This window comes from Streptomyces sp. NPDC058741, from assembly GCF_042746715.1.
In the GTDB taxonomy this organism is placed as follows: Bacteria; Actinomycetota; Actinomycetes; order Streptomycetales; family Streptomycetaceae; genus Streptomyces.
The window spans coordinates 1-9,369 of sequence record NZ_JBHYQH010000085.1 but is presented as its reverse complement, the minus strand read 5'-3'; the positions used below and the strand labels follow the sequence as shown (position 1 = coordinate 9,369).

Genomic DNA, 9,369 nt, shown 5'->3' with positions numbered 1-9,369 from the left:
CCGTCCGCCCGGGGGAGTACGGCACGACCGTCAGCGGCTTGCCCGGCGGCGCGCGGTCAGCAGACCGGCGACCGCGACGGCACCGGCGGCGCCCCAGGCGAGCCAGGCGGTGGCGGACTCGTTGCCGGCTGCCATCGCCGCCCTCTCACCGGTGCTTCCTCCGCTCGGTGTGGAGTTCGTGCTGGGGACGGTCTGCGTCTTCAGCGCCAGGTTCTTGTCCGCGGCGCTGCCCCAGGCGTAGACGATCGTGCCGGCGCTCCCGGTGAGATCGAGGTCGGCGGGGCCGATGGCCACGGTGTTCGTCCCGGCCAGGACCACGTCGGCGCTCACCTTGCCGGCGGGCACCACGAGCGACTTCTCGTTCGGGTTGGTCAGGTCCGTGATGATCGTCTTGCCGCCCGCTCGGACGTCCACGGCGGGTGCCGCGGCCACATGACGGACCGTCAGCCGAGCCTGGCCGGACGGCACCTTCGAGGTGTCGTTGACGAACGCGGTGAGGGTGGGGGTGCCCTGGGTGTCGAGGTGGGCGGCGAGCGTGGCGTTCGCCCCGGCCGGGACGTCGACGCTCTTCCGGATGGCGGGGGTACCGTCGGGCCCCTTGCCGTCGGGGAAGATCTCGATGTCGTAGGTGCCCGCGTCCAGGGACTGCGGCTCGGTCAGGGTGCCGGGCTTGAAGTTGGGAACGAACTGCTTGCCGTTGGCGAACACGTCGACGGTGAGACCCGGAACGCCGTGAAAGACGGTGACGGTCGCCTTGCCGTCGCTCCGTGCCGTACCGTCCGCGAAAGCGGGTGCGGCCACGGTGAGGGACAACACGCAGGCGACGGCGGCGACGGTGGCGGTCTTCTTGCTGGGGGAGGTCGTCATCGGGCTTTCCCTTCGTCGGGGGAGGCCGGTCACCGCTGGTGTCCGGCTTCGGGACGAGCGGATCCTCGAAGGCACCACGCGGCGATTTCCGCGGGTGGACGGACGGCCGGCCCCTTGGCCGGTGACCGGCGGCCGCGGACGGGTCCTCACGTCGATCCCGCCGCGGGACGGACAGGCACTCTTCGTCGAGCGGCCTGCTCCTCAACACCTGAACCAGCATGGGACGCCCTGTGCCGGTCCGCCACTTTTGCCATGTTCACGAACAAGAGTGGGCGCGGCAGGCCGGACGCACCCGGCCACCGGGTCAAGGGACCCCGATTAGTCCCGACGGGTGACGCGTCCGCTTCGGGGTCGTCGTCTCTCGTCAGCGCCGCCGCGCACCGGCTTCCGGCACGGGTCGCCGCTCTCCCCGGGAGGGCCTCGACATCTCCCTCGCTCTGCGCGCCGCCGTGCACCGGCCCGCCCGGCGGGCCACCATCGAGGCCGACCGGGGGGTGGGTGAACGTCGGGTTGATCGGGCGTTGATCGAATGTTTTTCGCCGACGGCGACGCTTCTCGCCATGCACATCGACATGATGACGTCGCCCGAACTCGCCTGGCAGCAAGAAGCGTTGTGCGCGCAGACCGGGGCGGACTTCTTCTTCCCCGAACCCGGCAGTTCGGTGCGGGAGGCGAAGCTGATCTGCGGCATGTGCCCGATCCGTGCGGCGTGCCTGGAGTACGCCATGAACCGCGACGAGCGCTTCGGCGTCTGGGGCGGTCTGTCCGAGAAGGAGCGACTGGAGCTGCGCAGGGTGTCGCGCTAGCCCCACGGCGGCGGCCTCCACCGTGACGCCCCGGCGGGAACGGGAGCCGCAATGGCCGGGGTCCGGGCCACGCGTGGGGGCGGGGGCCCCGAGCCGGGTGCGGGGGCGGGGGCCCGGGCCAGGCGTGGGGGCCCGGGCCCCGGGCCGGACTGCCGTCAGGCGCCCGCGCGGGCCGTCATACGGGCCTTGCGCGCGGCCAGCTTCTCGTCGAACTTGGCGGCCTCCGAGTCCAGGCCGCTCATGAACAGGCCGAGCTCCTCCTGCGCCTTGCGGCCCTCGGGGCCGAGGCCGTCGATCTCCAGGACCCTCAGGAAGCGCAGCACGGGCTGCAGCACGTCGTCGTGGTGGATGCGCAGGTTGTAGACCTCGCCGATGGCCATCTGCGCGGCGGCGCGCTCGAAGCCGGGGATGCCGTGCCCGGGCATCCGGAAGTTCACCACGACGTCGCGGACCGCCATCATGGTGGGGTCCGGCGCGAGTTCGAAGGCCGCCTTGAGCAGGTTCCGGTAGAAGACCATGTGCAGGTTCTCGTCCGTCGCGATGCGGGAGAGCATGCGGTCGCAGACCGGGTCGCCGGACTGGTGGCCGGTGTTGCGGTGCGAGATCCGGGTGGCCAGCTCCTGGAAGGCGACGTAGGCGACCGAGTGCAGCATCGAGTGGCGGTTGTCCGACTCGAAGCCCTCGCTCATGTGGGACATGCGGAACTGCTCCAGCTTGTCCGGGTCCACGGCGCGCGAGGTGAGCAGGTAGTCCCGCATCACGATGCCGTGCCGGCCCTCCTCCGCGGTCCAGCGGTGCACCCAGGTGCCCCAGGCGCCGTCACGGCCGAACAGCGAGGCGATCTCGTGGTGGTAGCTGGGCAGGTTGTCCTCGGTGAGGAGATTGACCACGAGCGCGATACGGCCGATCTCGGTGACCTTGGACTGCTCCTTCTCCCAGGCCTCGCCGTCCTCGAAGAGGCCGGGGAAGTTGCGTCCGTCGCTCCACGGCACGTACTCGTGCGGCATCCAGTCCTTGGCGACCTTCAGGTGCCGGTCGAGTTCCTTCTCGACCACTTCCTCCAGCGCGTACAGCAGGTGAGCGTCGGTCCAAGCGCCGGCGGGGCTGCCGAGGTGGGGAGTGGTGATCGTCATGGACTCTCCAGGGGGACGTACGTCTGAGCGGTGAGCGGAAACCTACGGCATCGTAGGATACGTTGCCGTAGGTTACGAGGCCGTAGGTCAGGGGTGCTGTGAAGGCCGCTGATCAGCGGGGTCGCTCTCCCGTGCGCCGGGTCGGCCGGACCCACAGGTCGCGGGCCGGTCGGGTGGTGTGTTCACCCGGTCAGGCGTACAGCTCCCGCATCCGCACCGAGAGGCATGTCACACATCCCTCGAGCTTCTCGAACTCCCCGATGTCCACGACGACCGGTTCGTACCCGAGGTCCGCGAACAGTTCCGCGGTCTTCGGGGCGCTCGCCGCCATGAGAAGTCTGTCGCCGCCGAGCAGGACGACGTGCGACCCGGACTCCTCCGGCACCGGCAGGAAACGGGCGAACAGCGACGGCGTGTGAATCTTCGGGATGTGCCCGACGACCGTCCCGTCCGGCAGCGCCGTCACGGCCGACTTCAGATGCAGCACCTTGCTCACCGGTACGGCGACGACCCGCGCCCCCAGCGGCTCGAACGCGGCGCGCACCTGCTGTACGCCGGCCGCGTTGGTGCGCCCGCCCCGGCCCACGTACACCGTGTCGCCGATCTTCAGTACGTCACCGCCGTCGAGGGTGCCCGGCTCCCAGATCCAGTTCACCGAGCAGCCCAGACCGGCCACGGCCTCCTCCACCCCGGCGGTCTCCGCCCGCCGCGAGTCGGCGCCCGGGCGGGCGATCAGCGCCACGTTCCGGTACATCACCACGGTGTCCTCGACGAACACCGAGTCCGGGCAGTCGTCGGCCGGCTGCACCTCCACGGTCTCCCAGCCGTGGGTGCGCAGCGCCCGCACGTACGCCTCCCACTGCTCGACCGCGAGGTCCGCGTCGATCCCCTCCCGTTCGATGTGCGTCACCAGTCCCTCGGCAAGACGCGGGCTGGGTCGGCGGACGAGGGCCTTCAGACTGGGCACGAGCATGACTCCGTACTCGGGTGGGATGGTGTCGGCACCGCGCCGACCGGGCAACCGGGATCGACCGGAACACATCGGGCGTCGGCCGACCATCATGCAGGGCGAGACCGGCACAAGTCAGCCCCCGGGCCGGGGACCGCCGGGGTTCGGACGCCGGGAGCACCGACTCGGCGGAACAACAGATTCCACCGCCCTCGGCAGCACTCCGAGCCGACCGCGACCTCACCGGGGGCAGCATCGCCCTGCCGTCACGGGCGCGGGGAACTGCGCGAGCACCCCCGCGCGGCCGCACCCGGCGACCCGCCCCGGGCCGGCCCTGCCCAGCCGGGAGCGCCCCGGGCCGGCCCTGGCCTCGCCCCTGCCGTCAGGGGCGCGGGGAAGTGCGCGAGCACCCCCCGCGCGGCCGCACCCGGCGACGGAGCCGACGGACCGCTTCCCGCTCCGGTCCCTCCCGAGGGCACACGCCGGCAGCCGGGCCCGGCGCACCGCTCACCGCCCGGCCGACCACCTCGTCCCCCCAACGGCCCGCCGCAGGTGCTCCCCGGTGAACGACCCCCGCGCCGCCAGCAGCTGCCGGGGCGTCCCCTCGAAGACGACCTCGCCGCCGGCCCGGCCGCCGTCCGGGCCGAGGTCGATCACCCAGTCGGCCCGGGCGACCACGTCCAGGTTGTGCTCGACGACCACGACCGTGTTGCCCGCGTCGACCAGCCGGTCCAGCAGGCCGACCAGCCCCTCCACGTCCGCCATGTGCAGCCCGGTCGTCGGTTCGTCGAGGACGTAGACCGCGCCCGTGCGGTGCAGCCGTGTCGCCAGTTTGATGCGCTGGCGCTCTCCGCCGGAGAGGGTGGACAGGGGCTGGCCGAGCGTCAGATAGGTCAGCCCGACGTCCCGCAGGGCGCGCAGCCGGCGCCGTACGCCCTGATCCTCGAAGAAGTCCTGCGCCTGCTCGGCCGTCATCCCCAGGACGTCGGCGATGGAGCGGCCCCGCACGGTCAGCCGCAGCACCTCCTCCCTGAAGCGCCGCCCCTCGCAGTCGTGGCAGGTCGTGGTCACCGGGTCCATGAAGGCGAGGTCGGTGTGGATGAGACCCCGGCCCTCGCAGGTGGGACAGGCGCCGCCGGAGTTGAAGCTGAACAGGCCCGCCTCCGCGCCCGTCTCGCGGGCGAAGATCCTGCGGACCGTGTCCATGATCCCCACGTAGGTCGCCGGGGTGGAGCGGCCCGAGATGCCGATGGACGACTGGTCGACGACCACGGCCTCTTCGTGGGCGGCGGCGAACTCCGCGACCAGGGTGCTCTTGCCCGACCCCGCGACCCCGGTGACCGCCGTGAGCACACCGGCCGGGAACCGCACGGTCACGTCCCGCAGGTTGTGCCGGTCGGCGCCCTTGACCCACAGCTCGCCGGAGGGCCGCCGCACCTCCTCCTCGACCGCCGTCCGCCGCCGCAGGCAGCGCCCGGTGAGCGTGCCGGACGCGGCCAGCCCGCCCGGCGTGCCCTCGAACACCACCGTGCCGCCCCCGGCCCCGGCCGAGGGCCCCATGTCCACCACGTGGTCGGCCAGCGCGATGACGTCCGGGTCGTGCTCGACGACCAGCACGGTGTTGCCCTTGTCGCGCAGCCGCAGCAGCAGATCGCCGAGGCGGCCGACGTCGCGCGGGTGCAGTCCGACGCTCGGCTCGTCGAAGATGTACGTCATCCCGGTCAGGCTGGAGCCGAGGTGCCGCACCGTCTTCAGCCGCTGCCCCTCCCCGCCGCTGAGCGTCGCCGTCTCCCGGTCGAGGCTCAGATAACCGAGGCCGATCGCCTCGATCCGCTCCAGGGCCGCCACCGCCGCCCCCGCGACGGGACCGGCGACCGGGTCGTCGATCTCCTTCAGCGCGGCGATCAGGTCCGTGACCTGCATCCGGGTGCAGTCGGCGATGGAGCGCCCGTTGATCCGGGTCGCGAGCGCCGCCGCGTTGAGCCGTGCTCCCCGGCACGCCGGGCAGGTGCCCTCCACCAGGAAGGCGCGGACCAGGTCGCGGGTCTTCTGGCTCATGCCCGACAGGTCCCGCTTCAGGTACAGCCGTTCGAAGCGGTCGGCCAGCCCTTCGTACTCGGTGGTCCAGGTGCCGCCGCTGCCGTTGACGGTGACCGTGGCACCGGCCCGGCCGCGCATCAGGAACTCCCGCTCGGCGGCGGTGAACCGGCCCACCGGCTTGTCCGGGTCGAGCTCGGTGCTGTTGGTGTACGCCTGGCCCTGCCAGGTCCCGGCCGCGAACGGCGGGAAGCGGACCGCCCCGCCGGCCAGGGAGAGCTCCGGGTCGAGGATGCGGTCCCAGTCCGGCCGCACCGTACGGCCCAGGCCGTCGCAGGCGGGGCACATGCCCGACGGGTCGTTGAAGGAGTACGCCGTGGCCGGGCCGGCGCTGGGGGTGCCGTGCCGGGAGAACAGCACGCGGATCACCGAGTAGACGTCCGTCATCGTGCCGACCGTCGACCGCGAGTGGCCGCCGACCGGCCGCTGGTCGACGACGATCGCGGGAGTGAGGTCCTCCAGGCCGTCCGCGTGCGGCCGCTCGAACTTGGGCAGCCGGTTGCGGACGAACCACGGATACGTCTCGTTCAGCTGGCGCTGCGACTCCACCGCGATGGTGTCGAAGACGACGGACGACTTCCCCGACCCCGAGACGCCGGTGAACACGGTCAGCCGGCCTTTCGGGATGCGGAGGGTGACGTCCTTGAGGTTGTTCTCCCTGGCACCGGTGAGAGTGATGAAATCGGGCATGCAGCCGAAGCTAGGCGGTATACCCGACAGCTTCCGGCGTGATTTCCCTCAGTTCTCCCTCCTCCAGCAGCAGCCAGCGCGTGATGCCGACCGACTCCAGGAACGGCAGGTCGTGGCTGGCCACGATCAGCGACCCCTCGTACGACTCCAGGGCCGTGGTCAGCTGCCGCACGCTGGCCATGTCGAGGTTGTTGGTCGGCTCGTCCAGCAGGAGCAGCTGCGGCGCGGGCTCCGCCAGCATCAGCGCGGCCAGCGCCGCCCGGAAGCGTTCGCCGCCCGACAGCGTCGCCGCCTTCTGGTCGGCCCGCGCGCCCCGGAACAGGAAGCGGGCCAGACGCGCCCGGATCCGGTTGTTGGTGGCGCGCGGCGCGAACCGGGCCACGTTCTCCGCGACCGTCAGCCCGTCGTCGAGGACGTCCAGCCGCTGCGGCAGGAACCGCAGCGGGACGTGCGCCGTCACCTCGCCCGACTCCGGCGCGAGGTCCCCGGTGATCGTGCGCAGCAGCGTGGTCTTGCCCGCGCCGTTGCGCCCGATCAGCGCGACCCGCTCGGGGCCGTGCAGGTCGAGACAGCCCGTCACCCGGGCGCCGTAGCGCAGCCCGAGGTCCCGCAGGGTCAGCACGCCGCGCCCCGGCGGCACGGCCGTGTACGGCAGTTCGACGCGGATCTCGTCGTCGTCCCGTACGGCCTCCGCCGCCTCGTCGAGCCGCTCCCGCGCCTCGGTGAGCTTCTCCTCGTGCAGGATCCGGTGCTTGCCCGCGGACTCCTGCGCCGCGCGCTTGCGCGCCCCCATGACGATCTTCGGTTCGCGCTTCTGGTCCCACATCTTCTGCCCGTACCGCTTGCGGCGGGCCAGTTTGACCTGGGCGTCGGCCAGTTCGCGCTTCTGTTTGCGCAAGTCGGCCTCGGCGACGCGCACCATGCGCTCGGCCGCCTCCTGTTCGATCTCCAGTGCCTCCTCGTAGTCGGTGAAGTTGCCGCCGTAGCAGGTGATACGGCCGGAGCGCAGATCGGCGATCTGATCGACCAGGTCCAGCAGTTCCCGGTCGTGGCTGACGACGACCATCACGCCCGGCCAGGACCGGACGGCCGCGTACAGCCGGCGGCGGGCGTACAGGTCGAGGTTGTTGGTCGGCTCGTCCAGCAGCAGCACGTCGGGCCGGCGCAGCAGCAGGGCGGCCAGCCGCAGCAGCACCGACTCGCCGCCGGAGACCTCGCCCACGGTGCGGTCCAGGCCGATGTGGCCGAGGCCGAGTTCACCGAGCGTGGCCAGGGCGCGCTCCTCGACGTCCCAGTCGTCGCCGACGGTCTCGAAGTGCCGCTCGGCCGCGTCACCGGCCTCGATGGCGTGCAGCGCGGCCCGCCGGGCGGCGATGCCGAGCGCCTCGTCGACCCGCAGGGCGGTGTCGAGCGTGACGTTCTGCGGCAGGTGGCCGACCTCGCCGGACACGCGGACGGTGCCGTCGGCCGGGTCGAGCTCACCGGCGATGAGCTTCAGAAGGGTGGATTTCCCCGATCCGTTGGCGCCGACCAGGCCGGTCCGGCCGGGGCCGAACGCGGCGTCCAGGTCCTCGAGGACGGGAGTGCCGTCGGGCCAGGTGAACGACAGGGAGGTGACGGTGGCGGAAGGGGACATGGGGCCTCTCTCGCGGTTGCTCGGAGCAGTCAGGGGCAAACGCGTGTCGAGACACCTGCGACCAGGGAGGAGGCTCCACGGGTGTGAGAAGAGCCCTGCACCGGAGGACGGCTCGGACGCCGAGGTCGCACGCAGCGCACCCAGCACATGTGGGTGACGCGGTGTCTCAGGACCTCAGACGAGCAACGTCCTTCTCCAATCGACGGCAACAGAACCGTTGTACACCGTACGAGGGGGCCCGGGGCCTGTCAACGGATTAGCACCGCTTCGCTCTCGCGCCCTGGGAGGCACCGTGCTCCACGGCCCGCTCTCGCTGCCGGCCCGGCTCTGTCTGCTGGCCTGGGACACCGCGCGGCCGGCGGTCGACGACACCGCCCAGCTGCCCGGTCTGGTGCGGGCCGGTGCCCTCGTCGACCTGGCGCGGCGCGGGCTGCTCATCGACGAGGACGGCATCGCCACCCCGGTCGACATGGACTCCCGTACCGGTGACGCGGTCCTGGACGGGCTGCTGGAGCTGATCCACGAGTCGCGTCCGCACTTCTGGCGGAGGTGGGTGACGCTGCGGGCACGGGTGACTCTGGACGCGGTGCGGGAACAGATGGTGGCCGAGGGCTGGCTGCGGGCGGAGAAGATTCGGGTCCTCGGCGTGTTCCCGTCCGTGGAGTACGCGCTGGAGCGAACCGCCGCCGCTCAGGTGCTGCGGCGGGAGGTGAGGCAGGTCCTCACGGGGACCGTTCCGGTCACCGAGCTCTCCGAGCGGGACGCGGCCGTCGCCGCCCTGGCCGCCGCGGCGGAGCTGTTCGGCGCAGCCGTCGCCCCGGAGCGGCGCGTCGAGGAGCTGACCGGGCACGCCGGGGCGGCGTCCCCCGCGCTGCGGGGGATCGTCTCGGAGGTGCGGAGGGCGGTGGTCGCCGGGACCCCGGCACCGGTCTCGTCCTGACCGCGTCGACGTCCCGTCCGGGAGCGTCGGACGGGGAACGGGCGGTGCGCGGGCGGGGCGCGACGCGGCCCTCGCCCGCCGGGGCCCGCGATGTCTGCGCCGGGGTCCGCATGGTCGCCGCCGGGCCCGCGTCGTCTGCGTCGTGACCGTCGCCGTGGGCGCGGACGTCGAGAGCGGCTGGGGGCGGCAGCCGAGCCCGGCGACGCGTCCTCACCCGCCCGGTCGGCCACGTCGCCGCCGCGCCCGCGTCG

At 72.4% G+C, this 9,369-nt stretch carries 7 protein-coding genes; 2 read left to right on the top strand and 5 right to left on the bottom strand.

The genetic code is table 11. The features are described 5' to 3' along the window. Positions 1-30 precede the first annotated feature (30 nt). Positions 31-867, bottom strand: coding sequence for a DUF4397 domain-containing protein (locus ACFW6P_RS31785; RefSeq protein ID WP_386359534.1), 837 nt, complete (start codon positions 865-867; stop codon positions 31-33). Between the two features lie 560 nt (positions 868-1,427). Between ACFW6P_RS31785 and ACFW6P_RS31780 the strand changes: the two genes are divergently transcribed. Next, positions 1,428-1,673 (top strand): WhiB family transcriptional regulator, encoded by a 246-nt coding sequence (locus ACFW6P_RS31780; RefSeq protein ID WP_386359535.1) that lies wholly within the window; start codon positions 1,428-1,430, stop codon positions 1,671-1,673. A 155-nt stretch (positions 1,674-1,828) separates the two neighbouring features. On the opposite strand, the gene ACFW6P_RS31775 is transcribed toward ACFW6P_RS31780, so the two are convergent. From ACFW6P_RS31775 to ACFW6P_RS31760, 4 genes are all read right to left on the bottom strand, one after another. Next, positions 1,829-2,806, bottom strand: coding sequence for an acyl-ACP desaturase (locus ACFW6P_RS31775; RefSeq protein WP_386359536.1), 978 nt, complete (start codon positions 2,804-2,806; stop codon positions 1,829-1,831). Between the two features lie 190 nt (positions 2,807-2,996). Next, positions 2,997-3,773: a dimethylargininase gene (ddaH, locus tag ACFW6P_RS31770; protein WP_386425735.1), complete on the bottom strand. Its 777-nt coding sequence runs from the start codon at positions 3,771-3,773 to the stop codon at positions 2,997-2,999. Positions 3,774-4,262: 489 nt separating this feature from the next. After that, positions 4,263-6,542 carry an ATP-binding cassette domain-containing protein gene (locus tag ACFW6P_RS31765; RefSeq protein ID WP_386359538.1) on the bottom strand — a complete coding sequence of 760 codons (2,280 nt, stop codon included), beginning with the start codon at positions 6,540-6,542 and terminating at the stop codon, positions 4,263-4,265. A 10-nt stretch (positions 6,543-6,552) separates the two neighbouring features. Further along, a complete protein-coding gene (locus ACFW6P_RS31760) occupies positions 6,553-8,178 on the bottom strand; it encodes an ABC-F family ATP-binding cassette domain-containing protein (RefSeq protein WP_386425733.1) in 1,626 nt (541 codons plus the stop codon). Positions 8,179-8,470: 292 nt separating this feature from the next. Here ACFW6P_RS31760 and ACFW6P_RS31755 point away from each other — a divergent pair, with 292 nt between their 5' ends. After that, on the top strand, positions 8,471-9,118 hold the full coding sequence (locus tag ACFW6P_RS31755; RefSeq protein WP_386425729.1) for a GPP34 family phosphoprotein: 648 nt from the start codon (positions 8,471-8,473) through the stop codon (positions 9,116-9,118). Positions 9,119-9,369 lie beyond the last annotated feature (251 nt).

What these genes read in the sequence shown, in the direction of transcription:
- ACFW6P_RS31780 (WP_386359535.1), top strand. Translation starts at nt 1,428, where the DNA reads ATGCACATCGACATGATGACGTCGCCCGAACTCGCCTGGCAGCAAGAA.
- ACFW6P_RS31765 (WP_386359538.1), bottom strand. Translation starts at nt 6,542, where the DNA reads ATGCCCGATTTCATCACTCTCACCGGTGCCAGGGAGAACAACCTCAAG.
- ACFW6P_RS31760 (WP_386425733.1), bottom strand. Translation starts at nt 8,178, where the DNA reads ATGTCCCCTTCCGCCACCGTCACCTCCCTGTCGTTCACCTGGCCCGAC.
- ACFW6P_RS31775 (WP_386359536.1), bottom strand. Translation starts at nt 2,806, where the DNA reads ATGACGATCACCACTCCCCACCTCGGCAGCCCCGCCGGCGCTTGGACC.
- ACFW6P_RS31785 (WP_386359534.1), bottom strand. Translation starts at nt 867, where the DNA reads ATGACGACCTCCCCCAGCAAGAAGACCGCCACCGTCGCCGCCGTCGCC.